23 protein-coding genes are annotated in these 21,438 nt (G+C 62.7%); 10 read left to right on the top strand and 13 right to left on the bottom strand.

The window, feature by feature from the left end:
• Positions 1–122: 122 nt before the first annotated feature.
• From FHX15_RS10130 to FHX15_RS10120, 3 genes are all read left to right on the top strand, one after another.
• Complete coding sequence (locus FHX15_RS10130) at positions 123–509, top strand: acyl-CoA thioesterase (RefSeq protein ID WP_184396292.1); 387 nt, start codon at positions 123–125, stop codon at positions 507–509.
• Between the two features lie 4 nt (positions 510–513).
• Positions 514–1,095, top strand: coding sequence for a hypothetical protein (locus tag FHX15_RS10125; RefSeq protein ID WP_184396289.1), 582 nt, complete (start codon positions 514–516; stop codon positions 1,093–1,095).
• 166 nt (positions 1,096–1,261) lie between these two features.
• Entirely contained in the window at positions 1,262–1,753 is a 492-nt protein-coding gene (locus FHX15_RS10120; RefSeq protein ID WP_184396286.1) for a hypothetical protein, read from the top strand.
• Positions 1,754–1,802: 49 nt separating this feature from the next.
• Here FHX15_RS10120 and FHX15_RS10115 read toward each other — a convergent pair whose 3' ends face one another.
• The 5 genes from FHX15_RS10115 to FHX15_RS10095 form a co-directional block, all read right to left on the bottom strand.
• The gene (locus FHX15_RS10115) at positions 1,803–2,975 is read right to left on the bottom strand and encodes a DUF1501 domain-containing protein (protein WP_184396284.1); all 1,173 of its coding nucleotides are present in this window, start codon (positions 2,973–2,975) and stop codon (positions 1,803–1,805) included.
• Between the two features lie 67 nt (positions 2,976–3,042).
• Positions 3,043–4,596, bottom strand: coding sequence for a DUF1800 family protein (locus FHX15_RS10110; RefSeq protein ID WP_184396281.1), 1,554 nt, complete (start codon positions 4,594–4,596; stop codon positions 3,043–3,045).
• Between the two features lie 207 nt (positions 4,597–4,803).
• A complete protein-coding gene (locus tag FHX15_RS10105; RefSeq protein WP_184396279.1) occupies positions 4,804–5,988 on the bottom strand; it encodes a GGDEF domain-containing protein in 1,185 nt (394 codons plus the stop codon).
• Positions 5,989–6,244: 256 nt separating this feature from the next.
• Entirely contained in the window at positions 6,245–6,532 is a 288-nt protein-coding gene (locus FHX15_RS10100; RefSeq protein ID WP_246778914.1) for a hypothetical protein, read from the bottom strand.
• A complete protein-coding gene (locus FHX15_RS10095) occupies positions 6,532–7,314 on the bottom strand; it encodes a DUF899 domain-containing protein (RefSeq protein ID WP_184396276.1) in 783 nt (260 codons plus the stop codon). The genes FHX15_RS10100 and FHX15_RS10095 overlap by 1 nt, the downstream gene beginning before the upstream one ends.
• Before the next feature lie 117 nt (positions 7,315–7,431).
• Here FHX15_RS10095 and FHX15_RS10090 point away from each other — a divergent pair, with 117 nt between their 5' ends.
• Positions 7,432–8,652 carry a helix-turn-helix domain-containing protein gene (locus FHX15_RS10090; RefSeq protein ID WP_184396274.1) on the top strand — a complete coding sequence of 407 codons (1,221 nt, stop codon included), beginning with the start codon at positions 7,432–7,434 and terminating at the stop codon, positions 8,650–8,652.
• Positions 8,653–8,680: 28 nt separating this feature from the next.
• Positions 8,681–9,313 carry a PQQ-binding-like beta-propeller repeat protein gene (locus tag FHX15_RS10085; RefSeq protein ID WP_184396271.1) on the top strand — a complete coding sequence of 211 codons (633 nt, stop codon included), beginning with the start codon at positions 8,681–8,683 and terminating at the stop codon, positions 9,311–9,313.
• A 38-nt stretch (positions 9,314–9,351) separates the two neighbouring features.
• On the opposite strand, the gene FHX15_RS10080 is transcribed toward FHX15_RS10085, so the two are convergent.
• From FHX15_RS10080 to FHX15_RS10060, 5 genes are all read right to left on the bottom strand, one after another.
• Complete coding sequence (locus tag FHX15_RS10080; RefSeq protein ID WP_184396268.1) at positions 9,352–10,041, bottom strand: type 1 glutamine amidotransferase domain-containing protein; 690 nt, start codon at positions 10,039–10,041, stop codon at positions 9,352–9,354.
• A gap of 239 nt (positions 10,042–10,280) precedes the next feature.
• Positions 10,281–10,700, bottom strand: a complete 420-nt coding sequence (locus FHX15_RS10075; protein ID WP_184396265.1) for an organic hydroperoxide resistance protein — start codon at positions 10,698–10,700, stop codon at positions 10,281–10,283.
• A 60-nt stretch (positions 10,701–10,760) separates the two neighbouring features.
• Entirely contained in the window at positions 10,761–11,405 is a 645-nt protein-coding gene (locus FHX15_RS10070; RefSeq protein WP_184396262.1) for an isochorismatase family cysteine hydrolase, read from the bottom strand.
• 17 nt (positions 11,406–11,422) lie between these two features.
• Positions 11,423–11,965: a hypothetical protein gene (locus FHX15_RS10065; protein ID WP_184396259.1), complete on the bottom strand. Its 543-nt coding sequence runs from the start codon at positions 11,963–11,965 to the stop codon at positions 11,423–11,425.
• 71 nt (positions 11,966–12,036) lie between these two features.
• Complete coding sequence (locus FHX15_RS10060) at positions 12,037–13,269, bottom strand: epoxide hydrolase family protein (protein WP_246778934.1); 1,233 nt, start codon at positions 13,267–13,269, stop codon at positions 12,037–12,039.
• A gap of 359 nt (positions 13,270–13,628) precedes the next feature.
• Between FHX15_RS10060 and FHX15_RS10055 the strand changes: the two genes are divergently transcribed.
• The 3 genes from FHX15_RS10055 to FHX15_RS10045 all read left to right on the top strand — a co-directional run bounded on the left by FHX15_RS10055 (position 13,629) and on the right by FHX15_RS10045 (position 17,770).
• On the top strand, positions 13,629–16,484 hold the full coding sequence (locus FHX15_RS10055) for a winged helix-turn-helix domain-containing protein (RefSeq protein WP_312861812.1): 2,856 nt from the start codon (positions 13,629–13,631) through the stop codon (positions 16,482–16,484).
• 113 nt (positions 16,485–16,597) lie between these two features.
• Positions 16,598–16,846 carry a hypothetical protein gene (locus FHX15_RS10050; RefSeq protein ID WP_184396257.1) on the top strand — a complete coding sequence of 83 codons (249 nt, stop codon included), beginning with the start codon at positions 16,598–16,600 and terminating at the stop codon, positions 16,844–16,846.
• Between the two features lie 135 nt (positions 16,847–16,981).
• Entirely contained in the window at positions 16,982–17,770 is a 789-nt protein-coding gene (locus FHX15_RS10045; RefSeq protein ID WP_184396254.1) for a hypothetical protein, read from the top strand.
• A gap of 38 nt (positions 17,771–17,808) precedes the next feature.
• On the opposite strand, the gene FHX15_RS10040 is transcribed toward FHX15_RS10045, so the two are convergent.
• Positions 17,809–18,612, bottom strand: a complete 804-nt coding sequence (locus FHX15_RS10040; RefSeq protein WP_184396251.1) for a class I SAM-dependent methyltransferase — start codon at positions 18,610–18,612, stop codon at positions 17,809–17,811.
• 90 nt (positions 18,613–18,702) lie between these two features.
• A complete protein-coding gene (locus FHX15_RS10035) occupies positions 18,703–19,155 on the bottom strand; it encodes a TspO/MBR family protein (RefSeq protein ID WP_312861811.1) in 453 nt (150 codons plus the stop codon).
• Between the two features lie 166 nt (positions 19,156–19,321).
• Here FHX15_RS10035 and FHX15_RS10030 point away from each other — a divergent pair, with 166 nt between their 5' ends.
• Together FHX15_RS10030 and FHX15_RS10025 are read left to right on the top strand one after the other, a co-directional pair.
• On the top strand, positions 19,322–20,080 hold the full coding sequence (locus FHX15_RS10030) for an adenylate/guanylate cyclase domain-containing protein (protein ID WP_184396245.1): 759 nt from the start codon (positions 19,322–19,324) through the stop codon (positions 20,078–20,080).
• 102 nt (positions 20,081–20,182) lie between these two features.
• Positions 20,183–20,980, top strand: coding sequence for a class I SAM-dependent methyltransferase (locus tag FHX15_RS10025; RefSeq protein ID WP_184396243.1), 798 nt, complete (start codon positions 20,183–20,185; stop codon positions 20,978–20,980).
• A 28-nt stretch (positions 20,981–21,008) separates the two neighbouring features.
• On the opposite strand, the gene FHX15_RS10020 is transcribed toward FHX15_RS10025, so the two are convergent.
• On the bottom strand, positions 21,009–21,401 hold the full coding sequence (locus FHX15_RS10020; RefSeq protein WP_210290646.1) for a hypothetical protein: 393 nt from the start codon (positions 21,399–21,401) through the stop codon (positions 21,009–21,011).
• Positions 21,402–21,438 lie beyond the last annotated feature (37 nt).

Genomic DNA, 21,438 nt, shown 5'->3' with positions numbered 1-21,438 from the left:
GAGGCCGACACCCCGCCTCGCGACAATGCCAATGAAAATGGGGCTTTTACAGGCCTTCGCACCGCTTGGCCTTTGCATTACGGTGATTCCTGATGAATCACCGGCGAGATAAGGAGCCCTTGATGACCGACCCCGCCAAGCCGACAGGCGAACTCACACTGCGGACACTCGCCATGCCCGGAGACGCCAATCCCGCCGGCGATATTTTCGGCGGCTGGGTCATGGCGCAGATGGACCTTGCGAGCGGCATCCGCGCCGCCGAGCGCGCCAGAGGTCGTGTGGTCACGGCGGCAGTAAAGGAAATGGCCTTCGAATTGCCGGTCAAGATCGGCGATACGCTCTCTATCTACACCCATGTGGAGCGCGTCGGCCGCACCTCGATCACCTTGCGCGTCGAAGCCTGGGCACACCGCTCCCGCTATAACGAGCAGGAAAAGGTCACCGGCGGCACCTTCATCATGGTGGCGCTGGACGAAGACGGCAAACCGAAGGTCGTCCCGCAGGAGTAAGCTCATGCAGGCGGCGACACCGGAGGTTTACATCTATATCCGCACCGTCATGTCGATGGTGATCGGCCTCTCGCTCGCCCGCCTGCTCACCGGCCTCGGCGGTATCGTGCAGTCGCCCGGCAAGTTCAGGGTCTACTGGGTGCATCTCGGCTGGGTCGCCTCGATGTTCCTCTTCATCATCCATTTCTGGTGGTGGGAATATCGCCTGCAGTCGCTCGCCGTCATCTCCTTCGGCGTCTATCTCTTCCTCATCAGCTTCTGCTGCCTGTTCTTCTTCCTCTGTGTCCTACTCTTCCCGACGACGCTGGAGGAGTACGGCGGCTACGAGGAATATTATATCTCGAGACGCCGCTGGTTCTTCGGCATGCTGGCCGTGACCTATGTGGTGGATTTTCTCGATACGCTTTTGAAGGGCAAGGCATATCTGGCAGCGCTAGGCTGGGAATATCCGGTGCGGAATGCAGTGTTTATCACGCTGAGTATCGTGGCGGCATGGACAGCGAATCGGCGGTTTCATGCAGTGTTCGTGACGGTGGGGTTGATCTATCAGGTCACCTGGATTTTCAGGCTTTATGATTTGATTTGACGGGCCGCGGAGTCATCTGATTAGCGACCTACCCAACAAATCGCTCCATCAAAACCCGGCAACGCACCACATTTTCTATTGCAACGCAGCACTCTCGACCAGCTTCGCGCAAGTACGGTCAAGTATTGTCCGGCTCATCAGGATGATCCCGATCAGGAGACTGCCCATGCGCATCGATGGAAGCACCGCGAGCTATTCCGTCTTTTCGACCCAGAAGAAAAGCGTCACTTCAGACTCGGCCTTTGCCGCAAGCCTCGACGATTTCGACCAGCCGGTCGGCGAGGACACCTCGGGCGAAGAAGAACGCGGTCCCTACGATTTCAGCCATATGACGCCGGCCGAAATGCGCGATCTCTCCATCGACCTCTACGATTCCGGCGATCTCGACCTCGCGCAGGTGCTGCAGCTGCAGCTCTCCGGCCGCCCCTTCGGCAAGATCGGCCCTGACGGCACACTGCTGCCGCTTTCGAATGACGAAAGCTCCGCCTATGACAGCACCTCGCAGGATTTCCTCGACATCGCCAGCAGCGCGATGGACCAGATCGAATCGCAGGGGCGCGCCAGCGACCCGACTTCAGGATATCAGAGCTGGCAGAGCATTCTCTCGATGTTGAACAGCCTGCAGGTCAATGGCGGCACTGAGGATGAGGTGGGTTGATCGGGCGGTTATTCAGCTTCTCGATGCGATTTGAGAGGTTGGCAGTGCCTCAAGCCCGCAAAAACTGCGACCCCTTGTCAAAGCTCACTCCGGGAAAAATCTTCCCCGTCAGATCCTCTGCCGATACATCGAACTGCCGGTAGAGCATCGCCGCAGCCAGTTCCCGCACATCCGCCGTTGGCATCAGGTCGCGGTCATCGAGCAGCGCCCCGTCTCCGAGCCCCGGCCACTTGCCGAGAATGCGCCCGCCGTTGATGGCGCCACCCGCCAGCACCGCGCAGCCGCCTGTGCCGTGATCGGTGCCACCGGAGCCATTCTCGCGCACCGTACGGCCGAATTCCGTCATCGCCAGCACCACCGTCTTCGACCACAGATCGGCCCCGATCGTCGCCTTCAGCGTCGTGATCGCCTGCGCCAGATCCTGTACCGGCCGCTTGAACTGGCTAAGCTGGCCGACATGCGTATCCCAGCCGGTGATCGAGAAGCTGGCGATGCGGTAATCGCCCTTCAGCATGTTGCCGGCAAGGGCTGCGACATCGGTGATCTTCTCGCCGCGCTGACCTGATGGTTCGGCCATCATGGAGGCACCATTGGCCCGGATCGCCTCCTCCATTGCCTTGGCAAAGGCCGGGTCGCCGGCATAGAGCCGCATCAGGAACTGCATCTCGTCCTTGGCCGGCCCGAGATTGGAATCGGAAGCCCAGACGTCGACATTGTTCGGCCCGGTCAGGATCAACTCCGTGGATGTATTGACGTCGATCGCCTTCCTCGCATCCGAGCGCGGAATGACGGCCAGCGCCCGGTTGAGCCAGCCGGTCTTTTCCTCGGCCACATGCTCTCCGCCGGATTCCAGCATGTCCTGCCCGTCGAAATGGCTACGCTGGTCGCGGTACGGCGTGGAGACGGCATGGACGAAGGCAAGCTCCGTCGCCTTCCAGAGCGGCATCAAATCGGCCGCTGCCGGATTGAGCCCGAAATGCCCGTCGAGATCGAGAAGCCCCTTATCCGGCGTCAGCGACAATGTCGGCCGCAAGGCCGCAAAGCCGGCATCGCCATAGGGCTGCACCAGATCGAGTCCGTCCATCGCGCCGCGCAGTACGATCGTCACGAAGCGGTTGTCGCCGGGCATGGCCGCGAAGGTCACCGGCGTGAAAATGGGGGCCGCGGCAAGGCAGCAAGCCGATGCCAGAAAACCGCGGCGCGAAAGCATAAACTCTGTCATGGCGGGCTCCTAAGGTAATTCCAGCAAAAGTAGCGGCTTTGCATCCGGAATTGCGTGAAAACAGGCTCTATCGACGGTTGAATTCCGGGGACGCGAGAACCAGCGTTAACCCGCTGATCTTGTTCGGCGCCTGCGAGACGACGCGGATCGTCTCGTCGCGCGCGGCATCGGCGAGCGTCGCCTTCAGGAACTCGCGCGGATCGACATCCTTGCCGAACTGGGCGCTGGCGCGCCGCGCCCAGGCAAGCCGCTCGGAGAGCTGGCTGGCGGTAATCCAGGCGGAAAAATTCTCCTCGAAACCAGCCGGGCTCGGCGGCAGCCATGTTGGCTGGCCCATGCGGCGAAGAGCGCCCTGCCCGAGAGCACGTGCCATCTGGAACGCCTTGCGCCGCTTGATGCGCGCTTCGTCATCCGGGCCAGGCGGCGCCTTCATCGCCTGCGTATCGGCATCGGACGCCGCATCCTTGTTTTGCGGCATGTCCTTGGCAGGTGACATGGCCTGTGCCATCGCATCGTCGTCGGTCGCATCATCTTCCTGATAGGCCTGCATGAAGGCCGCGACATCGCCGGCACCAGAGCCGCTGTTCAGCGCCCGCAAGCCCGCGACGATAAAGTCGAAAGGCTGGCGCGCTTTTGCGCCCTCGTTCGCCCAGGCGGCAGGATGATCAAGCATGGCGCGATAGACGGCTGAGAGTTCGCCATCCGTCTTCTTCCAGGCCTCGCTCATCGCTTCGATCATCTCCTGTGGCGGCTGGTCCGAGATGAAATGCACCGCAAGCTTGCGGCTGATATGCTGAGCCGTCTTCGGATGGGCGGCGAGATCGTCGAGCATGGCAAGGTAATCCTTGCGCGTGCGCTTTGCGCCGCCATAGCTGACACCCAGCACTTCATGCTCGCCCGGCTCGGAGATCTGCGGGCGAAAAGCCGTTTCCATTTCCTGCGGATCGACGGTTAGTCCGGTCAGCACCATGGCCGCCGAGCGCACATCCGCCTGCGTATAGCCGCTGCCCGCGCCCAGCGTATGCAGTTCGAGAAGCTCACGGCCGAGATTCTCGTTGAGCCCCTTGTTGCGTCGCATACCACCCTGCGAATCCGGTCCTAGCGACTGCGCCTGATCGAGATAGATCAGCATGGAGGGATGCTCGGTGGCGCTGCGCAGCAAGGTCGAAAATTTCCCGCCCATATAGGGCCGGATTGCCTCGGCTTCGTAAAGCGGCACGATCAGCCGCATCGGCAGGCTCTTGGCGCCACTGGTGGAGAAATGATTGGTCCAGAATGTGGCAAGCCGCTCGTTGAAACCGTCAGGCGAAAGAACCGCCTGTAACAGCCGCGTGTTGGCGTCCATCTGGAAGAGCATCTGCGCCCGGCGCTGCAGCAGGCGCCGCTGCTGCCGGCGGGCGATATCGTCGCCATCGGCCTGTCTGAACTGCTTGAGCCGGTCCTGCAGATCAAGGATCTGCGCATGCCGCGCCTCGATGCCGCCGACGGGAAAGCTCGGCACGATGCCGGCACCGCGCGTCACCTGTCCGATCAGATCATCCTTCGTCTGCGGCGGACTTTCGCCCGGTCGCAACCCATAACCGAACCGGATCGCCGCCATCGTCGGAAAAGACAGGCTCATGACCGCTCACCTCCGCATCACCTGATGGTGACAGGGTCTCAGTCAATTGCGACGGCAATCTGTACGAATTGCGGCAATTTTCCGACATGGACGATTTGTAATCTATTGAAATCGTTGAGATTGCCCCGAACGAACCCCGACCGCAGAGCCAAACCGATCGCAGCAGCGGCTCAGTCATTCAAGTCTCGATGAGCTGATATCCGCTCATTAGCCGTGTTGTTCGGATGCGTGATAGAGGCGCGGCCCCGACATGTCGTGCGGCGGCTCGCCCTCAACCATCACCTTGTTGCGCCCGGCCTCTTTGGCGGCATAGAGCGCCTTGTCGGCACGCGCGATCTGCTCGTAGAGGGAATGATCGGCAGCGTTCGCGGCGGCAACGCCGAAGCTCGCAGTGACCTTGCCGTCGAAGCCGATCGCTTTCCGGTCGATGGCCGCAAAGGCAAGCCGCACCCTGTTGGCAAAATCGGCGCCTGCCACAAGCGGCGCTGACGGCAGGAAGATCACGAACTCCTCGCCGCCGAAACGCGCCGCAAAACCGCCTTCCGGCAGCCGCAGCCGCAGCATCTCGGCAAAGGCGCGGATCACGTCGTCTCCGCGCCCATGGCCGAACGTGTCGTTCACCCATTTGAAATTGTCGATATCGCAGATGATGACGGTGCCTTCCGCGCCCCTGCTTTCTTCGACCATGCGGTCGAAGCCGCGCCGGTTCAGCAAGCCGGTCAGCGGATCGCGCTCGGCGGCATCGCGGTGCGCGGCGATGGTGTCCAGCGTGGCCGCCGCAAGCGCCGACAGCGCAAAGACCAGCGCCGGAATGGAAGCGCCGGCCTGCATGGCGAAGGCGTAGTTCGAGGCGAGAAAACCGCCGGACCCGCCATAGGAGGGCGCGATGAAGACGAAAACGGCGTTGCGGATAACGGTCTCGGCGACCACCAGAGCCGATGCCGTCAGCAAGGCCTTGTCGGCCGTATGACGCACACGCCGCAGGCTCATGACGATGGCAAAGGCGAGCAGGAGCACGCAGCCGAGATCATCGAGTAGGAATTCGATCGGAACGCTCTCGGCCACAAGCGCAGCATAGAGGATGCCCGCATACATCGCCCCGATGAAGGCCAGGCGCGGCATCAGCGAGGAGGGCCGGCCGAAACGGCAGAGCAACGCGCCGGAATAGAAAACGAACGATATCAGAAACAGGAGATCGGCGATCAGAGAGGCGGCACGGTCAGGGATGAAGCCCACGATCAGCGGCATCGAAAAGGCGGCAGCGCTGACGAGATACCCCGGTCCCCAGAGCTTCGCCTCCCGCGACCCGAACCGGCCAACGATCAGGAACGTGCAGCCGAAAATCAGCATCATGACCGGCAGCAGGAAGGCGAAATTATTGGCAGATTCCATGGGCCCTCGCGACGGGACGCAATACATGACCGGCGCATCAACGAGGTTAGACCGATCGGGTTAAGAAAGACCTATGGTAGCATTTTTTTGCAAGAAGCCGACGGACAGGCCCTGGCCGCCGAAAAATAGGGAAGGCCGCGGATATATGCGTTTTTCCTCCGTCCGAAAGCGGCGGCGAGCCGGTCCCCGGCACGACCCCGGTAGACCGACAGGCCAGAGGGGGTGCCGCACGGCATGCCGTCGCCTCCTCATTTCCTCACGAGCGGCGAAAGCCTCCCTCCCCGCTCATCAATCTGAGCCACGGCCCGACATGGAACAGGGTCATCAGCAGATACATCGGCATCATGCCGCTGAAGACCGAAGCCTCGTCCATCGGCATCCCGCCCATGGAGCAGATCATATCGGCAGCCGGCCCGCTCGCCGACAGCACCGCCATGACTCCAAAGGTCGGCGCCGCCGCAAAGGACAGACTGCGCGCAATGCCGGACGGCAGGCTGGAGCCGGCGGAATTGCCGGCCCCGGATATGGGTGCTGACATGCGCATCAGGCTGCCTCGTAGCGGTCGTGATGACGCCACCAGACGCCGTCCTCATTGCGGCCGAGCGGTGCGCGGTCGAGCCACTGGAACATGCCCCACAGGCCATCCAGCCCGCGGGCATAGGAAGAATAGGTGTGGTAGATATCGCCGTCCCTCATCACAAAGGCGCTGAGGCCCGGGCGCTCGCGGGTGAAGGTGTTGAGATCGGTGCCGGTCATCGAGGCCATGAGATCGGCTGGACTCTGTTGGCCCGGCGAGGCCTGCTTCTGCAGCACGGCCGGGATCGGCGGCTCGCGGCGGTAGTTATAGTCGATGCCGCCGCTCTGCTGTTCCTCCGGCGTGAACCAGACATTGAAGTCTCGGTTGAAATCGCTGCGCTCGGACGAGGCCCAGTCGAAGCTCCAGCCCATGCGCTTCTTGAACGCGAGAAGCTTGGCGAGCGGCGCGCGAGAAATGGCGCTGAAGGCGACATCGTGGTTTTCAAGATGCACGGTGATGCCATTGAAGCCGTCGGCGATCGACGAGCAGGATGGGCAACCGGCGGTGTAATCAGGGCCGAACATGAAATGGTAGATCAAGAGCTGCGAACGGCCCTTGAAGAGCGCCGAAAGCGGCACGATGCCGGCTTCCGTCTCCAAGTGGTAATCCTTTTCGATCTTCACCCAGGGCAATTCCTGGCGTTTGGCGGCGATCTCGTCGCTGCGGCGCGTCAGCGCCTTTTCCTCTTCGAGCAGCGCAACCCGCGCCTTGAGCCATTCCGCCCTTGTTCCGGTCTTGTGCATCATCATGTTCTTCTCCTCACTTCCTTTGAAAACATGCGTGACGGCGGGCCGTTGCCTGCCGATGCGGAATAACTTAGGTCTTGATGGACGAGGGGTGGGAGTTACAAGTGTGACGGGATTCCTATGGACTCGCTGATTACAGCTGCCGCACAGGCGCTCGCCATGGGCGATCCGATCGGCGCGATGAAGCGCGTGGCGCTGCGTGATGACCCGCCGGCGCTGGCGCTGCGCGGCATTGCCATGGCCCAGCTCGGCGATCTCGGCCGCGCCAAGGTGCTGCTCAAAAATGCCGCCAAAGCCTTCGGCCCGCGCGAAGCGGTGGCGCGCGCCCGCTGCATCGTCGCCGAAGCCGAAATTGCGCTTGTCTCGCGTGATCTCGCCTGGCCGGAAAAGGCGCTGGAAACAGCCCGCGCCACGCTTGCAAGGCGCGGCGACCGCGTCAATGCCGCCCATGCCCGTAATCTGCAGATCCGCCGCCTGCTTCTGATCGGCCATCTCGATGCCGCCGAAAAGCTGCTGGCTGATCTCGACCCCTCACCGCTGCCGCCGGCCTCCCGCGCCGGACATGAGCTCGCCGTTGCCGGCGTCGCCATCCGCCGGCTACGCACTGGACAGGCCCGCGAGGCCCTCGCAAGGGCGGCCGAAGCGGCACATAGGGCAAATATACCCGCCCTTGCCGTCGAGGTGCTCGATGCAGCACGCGTTCTGGAAGCGCCGGCCGCACGGCTGATCGATGGCGGAAGCGAACGCCTGCTGCAGCTCGAAGAGGTCGAGGCGCTGCTCGCCTCCGATGCACTTGTCGTCGATGCCTGCCGCAACGTGGTGCGGGCCGGCGTCGAGATCGTGCCGCTCGCCAGCCGCCCGGTTCTCTTCGCCCTTGCGCGAACGCTTGCCGAGGCAGCACCGGATGATGTCTCGCGCTCCCTGCTGCTTGCCCGCGCCTTCCGCGCCCGTCATGCGGACGAATCTCATCGCGCGCGGCTGCGCGTCGAGATCGGCCGGCTGCGCGCCGCCCTTGCAAGCCTCGCCGAGTTGAATGCGACAAGCCGCGGCTTTGCGCTTACCCCGCTTCACGGCCGCAAGGTCGTCGTGCTCACCCCGCCGGTCGAGGAGGAACATGCCTCGTTGCTCGCCCTTCTTTCGGATGGCGAATCCTGGTCGAGCACGGCGCTTTCGATCGCGCTTTCCACCAGTCCGCGCACGGTGCAGCGGGCACTCGATGCGCTCAGCGAAGCCGGTAAGGTACAGTTTTTCGGCAACGGTCGCGCCCGGCGCTGGATGATGCCGCCGGTCGTCGGCTTCCCGACAACATTGTTACTCCCCGGCCCGCTGCCGAGCGATTAACATTAGTCTTCTGAGTGAGGATGAAGCCATGAAGACAGCGAAGGCAGAGATCGTCAGAGAATACGGCCCCTTTGAAGACGCACCGCGCGTCAACGGCGTCAGCTATGACGGCCGGCAGGTCTGGTTCGGCTCCGGCGACAAGCTGCATGCCATAAACCCTGAGACCGGCGCTGAAATCCGCGCGATCGACGTCGCCTCGCATGCCGGCACTGCTTTCGACGGTCGCTACCTCTTCCAGATCGGCGAAGACAAGATCCGCAAGATCGACCCCGAAACCGGCGCAGTCGTCGCCACGATCCCGGCCCCCGGCAATGGCGGCGATTCCGGCCTTGCCTGGTGCGAGGGCAGCCTCTGGGTCGGCCAGTATCGCGACCGCTGTATCCACGAGATCGACCCGGAGACCGGCAAGATCCTGCGCACGATCGAATCCAAGCGGCATGTGACGGGTGTGACCTGGGTGGATGGCGAACTGTGGCACGCGACCTGGGAAGACGACAGGAGCGACGTGCGCCGCATCGACCCCAAGACCGGTGACGTGCTCGAGCGGCTGGAGATGCCCGAAGGCACCGGCGTTTCCGGACTGGAATCCGATGGCGGCGATCTTTTTTATGCCGGCACGGGTGGAGCCGCTACAGTGCAGGCGATCAGGCGGCCTCGGTGAGACGACGCCTGATAGAGGCGCCTGTCGCATGGAACGGTTTACTTGCCCTGCTTCCGAAGCGCGTCGATCAGAACGAGCGCTGCGGGGCCTGACGATGCGGGGTTCTGGCCGGTGATCAGCTGGCCGTCGGTCACCGTGTGAACACCCCAGTCCTTGACCTTTGAAAAGATCGCGCCGAGGCTCAGCAACTCGTCCTCGACGAGGAACGGAACGACCTTCGTCAGACCGACGCCTTCCTCCTCGCCATTGGTGAAGCCGGTCAGCTGCCGACCGGAAACGAAGGGCGTTCCATCGGCATTCTTGACACGATGCAGCACGCCCGGCGCGTGGCAAACGAGGGCGATGGTCTTGCCGGCGGCAATGAAGGACTCGATCAATCTGATGGAATTCGGGTCTTCGGCCAGATCCCACATCGGGCCGTGCCCGCCGGGATAGAAGACCGTGTCGTAGTCAGCCTGGTTGACGCTGTCGAGCCGGACGGTGTTTGCAAGCCGCGCCTTGGCGGCATCGTCGGCATTGAAGCGGCGCGTAAGCTCGGTCTGGAAGTTCGGCTCGTCACTCTTGGGATCGAGCGGCGGCTGGCCGCCTTTCGGCGAAGCGAGCGTCATCTCGGCGCCCGCGTCCTTGAACGCATAGTAAGGAGCGGCGAGCTCTTCGAGCCAGAAGCCCGTCTTCCTGCCGGTATTGCCGAGCTGGTCATGCGAGGTCAATACGATCAGAACTTTCATGATGCCTGTCCTTCCCTGGGATTGGCCCGGCCTTGGGGATTGGCTGGGGCTACGTTGATGAGGAGTGAAACCGATGATCCGCCGTCATGCAGATGACGGCACCAATCATTCCAATTGCCTGAAGTCTTGGGTCTGGAGCGGACGTAGCGGAGAAAAGTGACGAGGGAATAGTGCTAATGGGCGAAAGCGGGAGCCCTCATAGAGGGTTTCCCCTGTCTCTTAGCCTGGAGCCGTGCCCTTCAAACGAGTTGGAAGGTCACGCCGATATTGCCGCGCGTCGCCTTCGAATAGGGGCAGATCTGATGCGCTTCCTCGATCAGGGACTGCGCCACGTCGCGCTCTACGCCGGGAATGCCGACGTTGAGCCGCGCCGTCAGCGAGTAACCGCCATCCGAGAGGTTGAGATCGACTTCGGCGTCGATCGTCACATCCCCTGACAGAACGATCTTCTTCTTCTGCACGATTATTCCAATCGCGCTTTCGAAGCAGGCGGACCAGCCGGCGGCAAAGAGCTGTTCGGGATTGGTGCCGATCCGCGCCGAGCCCGGCACGGAGAGGCGCACGTCGAGCCGCCCGTCGGACGAGCGGGCAACGCCGTTTTCGCGCCCGCCGCTTGTGTGTGTCCTTGCGGTGTAGAGAACTTTCGAATGCTGATCCATCGATGTCACTCCTTTGAGACATTGGTTGAAATGAAGGTTTGCGGGCACCTGCCCGAGCGTTCACGCGGGCTCTGCGTTGCGCATGGCCATGATTGCAGCGACCACCTGTTCCGTCGTCACGATGGCGCTCGCATAGTTCGGCATGTTGATGACAAGCGCGGCATGCATCATCTCGTCGGAATAATCGGCGACGGCGTCTTTCACGACCGTCACGTCGTAGCCGAGCTCGGCGGCGAAACGCACCGTCGCCTCGATGCAGGTATGGGCGATCAGGCCGATGACGATCAGCCGGTGAATGCCGCGTCTTTTCAGCTGATTGTCGAGATCGGTATTGGCAAAACCGCTGGAACACCAATGTTCCGACGCCACGACCTCACCGGCGACTGGGACGAACTCCGCCTTGAACTCGCCGCCCCAGGTGCCGAGTTCGAAAGTGCGGCGGTTCCAGGCGAGCTTCTGGATCGGGGCGATATACTTCCAGTTCTCGTAATCGCCCTCGCGGTAGCGATGGTGCATGGCGAAGAACACCGGCAGTTTCGCCTCACGAGCCGCTTTCAGGATCTGCTCCATATGCGGCACGCAGTCATTGGCCTCGGCAACCGCCTGAATGCGCGGCCAGATCTTGCCGCCTTCGGAAATGAAGTCGTTGTATGGGTCGACCACCAGAAGCCCGGTGATGTCGCGCTCGTAGGAAAGGTTTGTCATCGCAACTCTCCCTGGCTTCAGGCCGCTTTGGACGGCTGATTGCGAAGCGCGAAGCGCTCGATGCTGGCGGCAAAGAGAGGCGTTTCGCCCTTGTTATGGGCGATCGACATCGGTTGGCGCTGCGTGCGGAAGATGTCGAAGGGAATGCCTTGCCGGTCGAGGAAGGCCATCATCTCGTCGGTTGCGAAGGATTGAACACGGTTGGTGAATTCGCTCCTGCCGGCATCGATTGCCCTGACGCTGAGCTCCCAGGTCACATGGATGGTGATGCGGCCGGTCGGCGTGAAGACGTCGGAGTCGGAATCGAGGATCAGGTGATCTCGCTCGGCAAGCGTTTCGACATAGTGCTGCACCATCAGGCTGCCGCCGATCGTCTCGACATTGATCGACATGCGCGTGCCGTCAGGCGCAGTCGTAAAGCCTGCGGCGATATGGGCCGGCGAGCAGGATTGATATTCCTTCTCCGGCAGCGTGAAGCACCATCTCGGAATATCGATCTTTTCGATGGGCACGTTGATGATGGCGGTGAAGCTGGAATCGACGATCTGGTTGTCGCGCATGGTCTTTCTCCACTGGGTGAAGTGCGAGTTGTAGGAAGGCGGCGCGGGGTCGCCGCGCCGCCCTTGGGAGGTCAGATCTGCTCGCGCAACGACTTGAAGGCGGTGCGCAGCTCGGCGGTGAAGATCTCCGGCTGCTCCCAGGCGGCAAAGTGGCCGCCCTTTTCCGGCCGTGCATAATGGATGAGCTTCGGATAGGCCTTCTCGGCCCAGCTCTGCGGCGCCTGATAGATTTCATCCGGGAAGGCGCTGACGGCGACCGGGATCTTGATGCCGCGCGGATCGAAGAAACCGCCCGAGGGGAAATGGGCATTGTCCCAGTAGAGCCGTGCGGACGAGATCGCCGTATTCGTCAGCCAGTAAAGCGTGACATTGTCGAGGATATCGTCAGGCGTCAGGCCCTCCTTCTCCCCGTCGAAGGAGCGAGCGATCATCCGGTAGCTTCTGATATCGTGGTCGAGCATCCAGGAGGCGAGGCCGATCGGCGAGTCGACGATGCCGTAAAGCGTCTGCGGCCGGTTGTTCATCTCGATCGCATAGCCAAGGCCGTTCTTGTAGAAATCGGCGAGCTGTTCATAGGCGCGCTTTTCGTCGGCGGAAAGATCGGTCGGCGCCGGTGAGCCCGAGGACAGAAGCTTGGCGATATCGGCTGGGACGGTGGCTGCCATATTGGTGTGGATGCCGATGAGGCCGGCAGGCTCCTGCACCGCCATCAGTTCGGTCACGGCATTGCCCCAATCGCCGCCCTGGGCGACATATTTGGTATAACCGAGACGCTGCATCAGCACGGCCCAGGCCTTGGCGATGCGCGGCGGGTTCCAGCCTGCCTCCTTTGGCTTGCCCGAAAAGCCATAGCCCGGCAGCGAAGGGATGACGACATGGAAGGCATCGGCCTCGGTGCCGCCATAGGCGGTAGGATCGGTCAGCGGCTTGATGATCTTTAGCTGCTCGATGATCGAGCCCGGCCAGCCATGGGTGATGATGATGGGCAGCGCGTTTTCGTGCTTTGACTTCACATGGATGAAATGAATATCCAGGCCGTCGATCTCGGTCATGAATTGCGGGAAGGAATTGAGCCGGGCTTCGGCCTTGCGCCAGTCATGGCCCCTCCAGTGCTTGGCGACTTTCTGGATGGTGTCGAGCCGCACGCCCTGTGTATCGTCGGACACTGTCTCGCAGTCCGGCCAGCGAGTGGCGGCGATCCGCTGGTGCAGATCCTTCAGCTGTTCGTCCTTGAACTTCACCTGGAACGGGCGGATGGCATCGGGGTCCGTCGCTGCGGCCAGTGGTGACGGCATCAACGCCATCGTGCCGGCAGCGGCCAGTCCAAGCGTTGCCGCCCCCAGAAGCATGCGGCGGTCCTGATCGATTTCTTCCCTTTCGATATGCATGGCAATCTCCTCGGTTCGCGATGTTTCAGCTGCACCTCAGTGCTGACTGAAACCTACGAGAGAAAGCCGCCGATAGCCCGTTAGCGCTTGTGAGGCGCTGTTAGCTCTTGCGAGCCGCATGCGGTGATCCGCAAAACGGCTACTAACGATCCCACGATAAATCGGGGTTCGCGTAGCTTGTTCCGTCAGCCGAAACAGCCGCGATCGGTGTATGGCGCGGGCCGGCCAGTTGCTTTAAAGTTCGCCGGCCACCGGGCTGGTGCGGGAGATACGGCGTGGCGAATGGGGTGGACGAGGATATTGGCGGATTTCACTTCGGCCCGTTCCGGCTAGCCGTCAACGAAAGGCTGTTGACCAGAGACGGCATGCCCGTCGAGCTCGGCGGACGGGCGCTCGATATCCTCATTGCGCTCGTCACCGCCCCCAACGAGATCATCAGCAAGAAAGATCTGATGGCGCAGGTCTGGCCCGATGCGCTGGTAGAGGAAGGCAGCCTGCGCTTCCATATGACTGGACTGCGCAAGGCGCTCGGCGATGGCCAGGGTGGCGCCCGCTACATCGCCACGGTCGCCGGCCGCGGCTATTGTTTCGTTGCTCCCGTCGCGCACGCACCTGTCAAACGCACCGACCAGCCCGCCGCAACAAGCCATTTTCCGCATGCCAATCTTCCCCCGCGGCTCGGCCGAATGATCGGACGCGACGTTGACGTAATGAAGCTCGCGGCACAGCTGACGGATTCCCGTTTCGTCACCATCGTCGGCCCCGGCGGCGTCGGCAAGACGACGGTGGCGGTCGCCGCCGCTCATCAGGTCGCCGATCATTTCGCCGGCCATGTGCTTTTCGTCGATTTCAGCGTGATAGCCGAACCGGATCTGGCAGCAACCTCGATCGCTTCCATGCTCGGCCTGCCGGTACAGGCCGAGGACCCGACGCCGGATATCGTTCGCTTCCTGAGCGGCAAGCACTTCCTATTGGTGCTCGATACCTGCGAACATCTCATCGAGGCGATTGCCGCGATGGTCGCGACCATTCTGGAGGCTGCACCCGACGTCCATGTGCTCGCCACCAGCCGCGAAGCCCTGCGCATCGAGGGCGAGCGAATCTATCGGCTGGATGCGCTGGGCTATCCTCCTCCGGATGCGTCGGGCCTTTCCGTCAGCTCCATCGAACAGTTTCCGGCAACGCAATTATTCATCGAACGCGCAATGGCGAATGGCGCTCGTCTTGATGTCAGCGATGCGGAAGCGGCGATCGTCGGCGCTATCTGCCGCAAGCTCGATGGCGTGGCGCTGGCAATCGAGCTCGCCGCCCGGCGCGTCGAGGCCTATGGTCTGGAACAGACCGCAGCCCTTCTCGACCAGCGCCTCACACTCCTATGGCACGGGCTGCGCACCGCTCCGCCGCGCCAGCAGACATTGCAGGCGACCCTCGACTGGAGCTACAGCCTGCTCTCGGATCTCGAACGCACGGTACTGCGCCGGCTCGCCGTCTTCGTCGGCCATTTCACGCTCGATGCCGCGCTCGAAGTGGTGACCAACGAAACGCTCGACCGTGCCGCCGTCTTCGAGGCGATCGATAGTCTCGTCGAAAAATCCATGGTCGCCGCCCGTCCGCTTGGCGCCATGATGCGCTACCGCCTGCTCGATACGACCCGCGCCTATGCACTCGAGCTTTGCACCGATAAAGCCGAATGGACCGAGCTTTCCAGCCGCCACGCCAGCTATTACCGCCGCTGGCTCGAGCAGAACGGCAGCGAATGGTCGTCCCTGTCTACCGGCATGGAACGCGCGCCGCATTTTGCGGCGCTCAACAATGTGCGTGCCGCGCTCGACTGGTGCTTTAGCGAGAGGGGCGACACGCAGGTCGGCATCGGACTTGCGGCAGCTGCCGCTCCCGTCTCCCGGGCCATGGGGCTGCTGACCGAGTGCCATCGCTGGACCGAACGCGCACTTCAGGCGCTGAACGAGACGACCCGCGGCAGCAGCGAGGAAATGCAGCTACAGGCCTCGCTCGGCGTCTCCATGATGTTCACCCGCGGCCATCACGAGGCGACCGTCGCGGCGCTGAACCGAAGCTTCGAGATTGCCGAAATGCGCGGCGATTACCTGAATGCCGTGCGCCTCATCGGTCCCATCTATTTCTACCATCTGCGCAGCGGCGAACAGCGGCAGTGCCTGCTCTATGCGAAGCGCTGCGCGGATATCGCCGCGACACTCGGCGATCCCTCGGCATCGGCGCTGGCACACACCCTGATGGGTGTATCGCTCTGCATCATGGGAGAACTTGCCGGGGCGCGCACCGAACTCGAAACCGTCCTCGAACCGGACAATCCGCCGGCAAGCCGCCAGATCCACTACGGTTTCGACCATTACAGCTGGGCCGGCATCGGCTGGGTCACGGCCCTCTGGCTGCAGGGCCATACCGACCAGATGCGCGAGGCGATCGCCGAAGCAATTCGCGAAGCCGAAGCCATGCGCCACCCCGTTGCTTTCGCAATCGTCATCAACGCCGTGGCGGCCCTCCTCTGGGTCGGTGATCTCGATCTTGCCGAGGCGCATCTGAACTGGTTCATCGCCCGTGCCGAAACCCATGCCACGGGCCCCTATCTGCATATGGGCAATGCCTTCAAGGCCGAGCTTTCCATCCGCCGCGGCGATATCGAAAATGGCGTCGTCACACTGCAGCGCCATCTTGAAAAACTCCACGCCACCCGTTTCGAACTCTTCACCATCCGCTTCCACATCGTCGTCGCCACAGGCCTTGCCGCCACAGGCCGCTTTGCCGAAGCCTGGACGCTTGCGGAGGAAGCGGCGGTACAGATCGAGGAAAAAGGCTACACCTCCTATCTGTCGGAACTCTTGCGGCTCAGAGGTGCGATCCTGCGTGCTGCCCCCGAACTCAGCAACAGGTCGGCGGAGGATTATTTCACCCAGTCGCTTGATCTCAGCCGCGTGCAGGGCGCAAAGGCTTGGGAAATCCGCGCCGCCACCGACCTCTCCCTGCTCTGGGCGGCGCAAAACCGCGCAGCGGATGCCGAGGCGCTGCTGCGGCCGATCTTCGAGCGCCTTACGGAAGGGCGGGACACGCCGGATCTGAGAGCGGCGGCGAGTGTGCTGGCGAAGCTCAGATAGCCGATGGAGGCGCCGCCTCAATCCCTTTAGTGAAGCGCTAACCATATCCGGAACTCGCCGGAACCGCTGACCATCGCAGAACGTTTCCTTCCCTCAGCCAATCGGTGAATGTCATGGTCCAGTGGTTTGAGGAACGCTACATTTCACGCGAGGAGCATCAGCGCATCGTCGATTACTATCGCAAGCTGGTGGCGCAGCTCTATTGTACCGTGCGGGACCTGCGGACGGCTGGCGAGATGCAAAAGGTGCAAATTCCAGCAGCCTCCAAGGAGCCGGGAGATATTCCGGCAGCTGCTCAGCACTCCGTCGGCCTCAACGTCATCACCGTCGATTTCCGCCGCAGGTCCGCGCACCGCCGCTAACGACCGTGGCAAGCGCTTTGTCATGGAACCTTCCGGAATCGTGGCTGTTCTCATGCTACGAGCAGCCGAGGCCGCCTGCAGGCGCGGGCTTGCCTTGCGCGCATTCCATGAAGCGAAGCAAAGGGAGTCATTCACATGGCCAATCTCCGCAACGAGAACATCCCGACCTCTGCCGCCGGCACGCAGGTGAGCGCGCTTACCGCATTCTTCGACAGCCGCGCTGATGCCGAACGGGCGCTCGCACGGCTCGAGGATGCGGGCATTCCGGCAGATTCGATCCGCTTCCTTCCCGGCTATGAGGCCGATGACAACGCCGCCAATGTCGCAAGCGACGACCGACGCGGCTTCTGGTCGATGCTGGGAGGCTGGCTATTTCCCGATGACGATCGCGCCGTCTATGCCGAAGGGCTGCGCCGCGGCGGCTTCCTCGTCTCCGTGCAGGTGGACGATGCCAGCTACGAGACCGCGCATGACATCCTGGACGACGAAGGCTCAATCGACATGGATGAGCGGGCCGATCAATGGCGGCGCGAAGGCTGGACGGCAAGCCATGCGCGCGAGGCTTCAGCCGCCCCCGCCCATGACCGCCGCGCTGCTGCCGAGGACGACCTGACGGTGACGGAGGATGCCTTCGCTCCCGACCGGACCGCCACGGAGCGCGCAATGGACTCTTCCACCGTCTCGGACGAGGCGGCTCCTGTCGGCAAGCGCGATCTCAGCAACGGCACGCCGCGCGTACGCTCCTATACGTCAGGACAATCTGCCGCCGATGAGCCCGAGGTCGGTGTTCCGAAGACGGCGCCGCATGGCAGCGAGACGATCGAAGGCAGCGCCCGCAGAATGATATCCGAAGCTGACGGCGGCCAGTCGCAGTCGCAGGACGCTGACGGCCAGAGCCAGTCGCAGTGTTTCCGCCGGACCTGAGGGCGGCAGTCGGTGACGGACGCTGACTGCAGCTGGCCTCAGCCCGGCACCCTACCCCGGCACGCCCAGGCGACCGAGGCGAAGGAGCGCGCCCCGTCCGGCTCTCCGGCCTCATAGGCTTCCCTGACCGCGGTATCGACCCTCGTGCGCGTATAGGCATCCAGCCCCGCCACATATTTGCCGAGCGGCCCTTCGCCGGCGGCGATCGGCGCCCAGTAATCGTCGAAGGAATCGTACTCCATGCGGATGGTCAGCGATGTCTCCTCGACATCGACGAGGCCGTTGGCGGCAAAGCTCGCCTTCATTTCCCCCGGCCGCATCATCGGCTGGAAGCAATAGCGATGGCGCATCGCCCGCGCATTGGCGTCGATCATGGCGACCGTATCCCACATCATCCGCATGCCGGACATGCCGCCATAATGATCCCAGACGGCAGCGGCCACGGTGCCGCCCGGCCGCACGACGCGGCGCATCTCAGCCACCGCCTTGCCGGCGTCAGGCACGAAATGCAGGACGAGCAGCGAAAGCGCCCGGTCGAAACTCTGATCCTCGAAGGGCAGCGCGCAGGCATCGGCCTCCTGAATGGTGATGCGCGGGTCAGCGTTGCGCCGGTTTGCCGCCTCCACGAAGACGGGCGAAAAATCGATAGCCGAGATCGATTTGAGACCGGGCCGTTCCGCAAGCGTGAAGGTCAGGCTCCCCGTGCCGCAGCCGACATCGAGAATGCTCTCGCCATCGGCAAGCCCGGCGAAGTCAATGAAGCCGGGCGCGAGCCGCTTGCTCCAGCGCCCCATCAGCCGCTCGTAACCATCGGCACTTTCGACATTGAAACTCGAAGCCATCGCAGCCTCCCCCAAGAAAGCGACACGTAACCGGGACGGTGCCCCCTTTATTTTTAGGGCTTGTCGGCACCACGACAAGCGGAACGAACCTTAATTCATCGCGACAACAGCCGCATTGAGCGCGGTGGCATAGGCGACCCAGAGGCCGTAGGGAATAAACAGCGCCGATGCCAGACGATCCCGCCGCCACGACAGCCCGATAAAAGCAAGGATCATCACCAGCAGGGCGATAATGATCACGAGGCCGAGTGCGGGACGCTGCAGGCCGAAAAAGGCCGGCGACCAGGCGAAGTTGAGGACGAGCTGCGCAACCCAGACGACCATAAGAGGTGAATTGCGGCTGTGCTCGAAGGTCCGCGCGCCGGCGATGCCGATCAGGAAGTAGAGGATCGTCCACGCGGGACCGAAGAGCCAGTTCGGCGGCGTGAACCAGGGCTTGGCAAGCGACGCGTACCATTCGCCCGAAGGGCTCATCAGGCCGATCAGCAGCCCGCCGCCGAGCGCCAGCAGGATGAAAACCAGATAATGATCGAACCTGTGCACGGGGCCCTCCGCTTTCAGTGACGAATGAAGTGGTGCCCCGCCGGCCGCGGTCAAGAGCATCGCAGACGCGCAACATCCTGCCCACCGTCGTCGCCTAACCGGAAGCATTCCCTGTTGCCAAACCCGCCGGACTGGCGGAAGCTGCCATATTAAGAGGATTGCGGCCATGACGACCACGACAGCGATCGGGCATCACGCAAAACCTGGCAGCGCCGGCATCTGCCGCGGCTGCTGGGACCAGATGCATATGCCGATCCCGATCGGCGGCCCGCTCTCGCTGCCGCTCCGCGCCTTCGGCATCACCAGAAGCAAGATGAACCCCGACATCTGCACGATCTGCGAGCGCTCCTTCCAATATGTGAAGAAGCAGCGCCAGATCACATCAGGCGCCACCATCCTCTTTGCCGATATCAGGAACTATACCGGTCTGTCGGAACGCATCGGCGCCGTCGAACTCAGCCACATCGTCAGCCTGTTCCAGGACCGTTCGGCAGGCGCGATCTGGGCCAATGACGGCATCGTCAACAAGCAGATGGGCGACGGGCTGATGGCGATCTTCAATTTCCCGATCACCCGCAAGGACCATGCCGCAGCCGCCATCATGGCAGCACTCGAAATCCAGCGCGCCTGCGCCGAAGCTCTCGCCGAGATCGACGTCGGAGAACCGCTCGGCGTCGGTGTCGGCATCCATACCGGCGAGGTGCAGATCGGCGAATTCTCCAGTTTCCACAGCGATTTCACGGCGATCGGCGGCGTGGTGAACCAGGCCGCAAGACTGGAATCGCAGGCCGCACCGGGCGAGATCCTGATATCGGCGGAAACCGCGCTTCAGGCCCCGGGGCTTGCGGACCACGGCGAGATGCGGATGCTCTCGTTGAAGGGTATCGGGCAGCCGGTGGAGGCGCGGATTTTGCGGGTGGGCTGAAGCACTAAAGCCTGGACTTTCAGCCGCCGGCGATCAAGCCTCCCCACACACATCCTCCGCCCTATATCCGCCCGGCACAAGCACAAACGCCGGGGAAGCCCAATGCCGTCCACCTTCATCGCCAGAGGCGCCGAGGCCTATGAAGCCACCATGGGCCGCTGGAGCCGCAAGCTCGCAGACCCCTTCCTCGCCTTCGCCGGCGTGCCTTCGCACGGCCGCGTGCTGGACGCCGGCTGCGGCACCGGCAGCCTGACATTGGCGCTATCGACCCACCCCGAACTCGCCGCCATCGAAGCCCTGGATTTCGAAGAAAATTTCGTCGCCGCGCTGCGTACCCGCACCGACGACCCGAGGATATCCGCCCGCCAGGGCGACGTCTGCGCCCTGCCCTATGAAGACCAAAGCTTCGACGCCGCCTATTCCCTGCTCGTCCTGCACTTCGTCTCCGACGCCGACAAGGCCATCACCGAAATGCGCCGCGTCCTGAAACCGGGCGCCACCGCTGCCGCCGCCGTCTGGTCCCATGACGGCATGCCGAGCTGGCGCCTCTTCTGGAACACGATCCGCGCCCTCGAACCCGAAGGCGAAGGCAACGGCATTCCGTCAGGCCCAAGGCCAATGACATCAGAGGGCGAGTTGCGGGCGCTGTTTGCCAGCGCCGGCTTTGCCGATGTCATCGAGGCAAGGCTGACGATCATGATGGACTATGCCGGTTTCGATGATTTCTACCTGCCGAAGGTCTATGGGCAGGGACGGTTTGCGGCCTTCTTCGAGGCATTGCCGGAGGCGAGGCAGAAACGGCTGCGGGAGGCGCTGAAGGCGGCTTATCTCGATGGCAGGTCAGAAGACGGGCCGCGTGGGTTTGAGAGCGTGGCATGGGCGGTGCGAGGCATCGCTTAGGTGCAGGAGTCCAGCAGAAGCCGCCGCGTCAGACATCCTTTCCTCGGAGCGCTTGCGGAAAACGGCGCCTGATCAGCACGGCGAAACACAGGCACGACATAGCCAGAGACGGAACGAGCACTGCGAGCGGCGCTACCGTCAGGAACGCTTGATGATCGCCCGCATGCCAGAACCACGCCGTGGAGAGAGCAGCCGACAGAAACACGGCGGAAAAGAACATCATGCCTGACCAAAAGACTGGCCGCTTGTGGAGCCGATAGGCGTTCGTGCCGTAGATCAAGAAGAAGAAGAGGTACAAGGGAACCGAAAGGATGCTTTTCCAGACCATCAGTATCCCCGCGACGCAGCCGAATAGGAACGGGACATGCCCGAGGAGCATGCCCACGAGATAAGCCAACACGAAGAGGTCGACCTGCGGCAAACGAACGTCTCAATCCATCCCGCTCTACGCGATGAAT

This window comes from Rhizobium sp. BK650, assembly GCF_014195325.1.
In the GTDB taxonomy this organism is placed as follows: domain Bacteria; phylum Pseudomonadota; class Alphaproteobacteria; order Rhizobiales; family Rhizobiaceae; genus Rhizobium.
The sequence above is the reverse complement of the archived record's forward strand: the minus strand, read 5'-3'. Positions and strand labels throughout refer to the sequence as shown.

Bases quoted from the DNA above. Each gene is read 5' to 3' on its own strand.
- FHX15_RS10130 (WP_184396292.1), top strand. From the start codon at position 123: ATGACCGACCCCGCCAAGCCGACAGGCGAACTCACACTGCGGACACTC.
- FHX15_RS10125 (WP_184396289.1), top strand. From the start codon at position 514: ATGCAGGCGGCGACACCGGAGGTTTACATCTATATCCGCACCGTCATG.
- FHX15_RS10120 (WP_184396286.1), top strand. From the start codon at position 1,262: ATGCGCATCGATGGAAGCACCGCGAGCTATTCCGTCTTTTCGACCCAG.
- FHX15_RS10115 (WP_184396284.1), bottom strand. From the start codon at position 2,975: ATGACAGAGTTTATGCTTTCGCGCCGCGGTTTTCTGGCATCGGCTTGC.
- FHX15_RS10110 (WP_184396281.1), bottom strand. From the start codon at position 4,596: ATGAGCCTGTCTTTTCCGACGATGGCGGCGATCCGGTTCGGTTATGGG.
- FHX15_RS10105 (WP_184396279.1), bottom strand. From the start codon at position 5,988: ATGGAATCTGCCAATAATTTCGCCTTCCTGCTGCCGGTCATGATGCTG.
- FHX15_RS10100 (WP_246778914.1), bottom strand. From the start codon at position 6,532: ATGCGCATGTCAGCACCCATATCCGGGGCCGGCAATTCCGCCGGCTCC.
- FHX15_RS10095 (WP_184396276.1), bottom strand. From the start codon at position 7,314: ATGATGATGCACAAGACCGGAACAAGGGCGGAATGGCTCAAGGCGCGG.
- FHX15_RS10090 (WP_184396274.1), top strand. From the start codon at position 7,432: ATGGACTCGCTGATTACAGCTGCCGCACAGGCGCTCGCCATGGGCGAT.
- FHX15_RS10085 (WP_184396271.1), top strand. From the start codon at position 8,681: ATGAAGACAGCGAAGGCAGAGATCGTCAGAGAATACGGCCCCTTTGAA.
- FHX15_RS10080 (WP_184396268.1), bottom strand. From the start codon at position 10,041: ATGAAAGTTCTGATCGTATTGACCTCGCATGACCAGCTCGGCAATACC.
- FHX15_RS10075 (WP_184396265.1), bottom strand. From the start codon at position 10,700: ATGGATCAGCATTCGAAAGTTCTCTACACCGCAAGGACACACACAAGC.
- FHX15_RS10070 (WP_184396262.1), bottom strand. From the start codon at position 11,405: ATGACAAACCTTTCCTACGAGCGCGACATCACCGGGCTTCTGGTGGTC.
- FHX15_RS10065 (WP_184396259.1), bottom strand. From the start codon at position 11,965: ATGCGCGACAACCAGATCGTCGATTCCAGCTTCACCGCCATCATCAAC.
- FHX15_RS10060 (WP_246778934.1), bottom strand. From the start codon at position 13,269: ATGGCGTTGATGCCGTCACCACTGGCCGCAGCGACGGACCCCGATGCC.
- FHX15_RS10050 (WP_184396257.1), top strand. From the start codon at position 16,598: ATGGTCCAGTGGTTTGAGGAACGCTACATTTCACGCGAGGAGCATCAG.
- FHX15_RS10045 (WP_184396254.1), top strand. From the start codon at position 16,982: ATGGCCAATCTCCGCAACGAGAACATCCCGACCTCTGCCGCCGGCACG.
- FHX15_RS10040 (WP_184396251.1), bottom strand. From the start codon at position 18,612: ATGGCTTCGAGTTTCAATGTCGAAAGTGCCGATGGTTACGAGCGGCTG.
- FHX15_RS10030 (WP_184396245.1), top strand. From the start codon at position 19,322: ATGACGACCACGACAGCGATCGGGCATCACGCAAAACCTGGCAGCGCC.
- FHX15_RS10025 (WP_184396243.1), top strand. From the start codon at position 20,183: ATGCCGTCCACCTTCATCGCCAGAGGCGCCGAGGCCTATGAAGCCACC.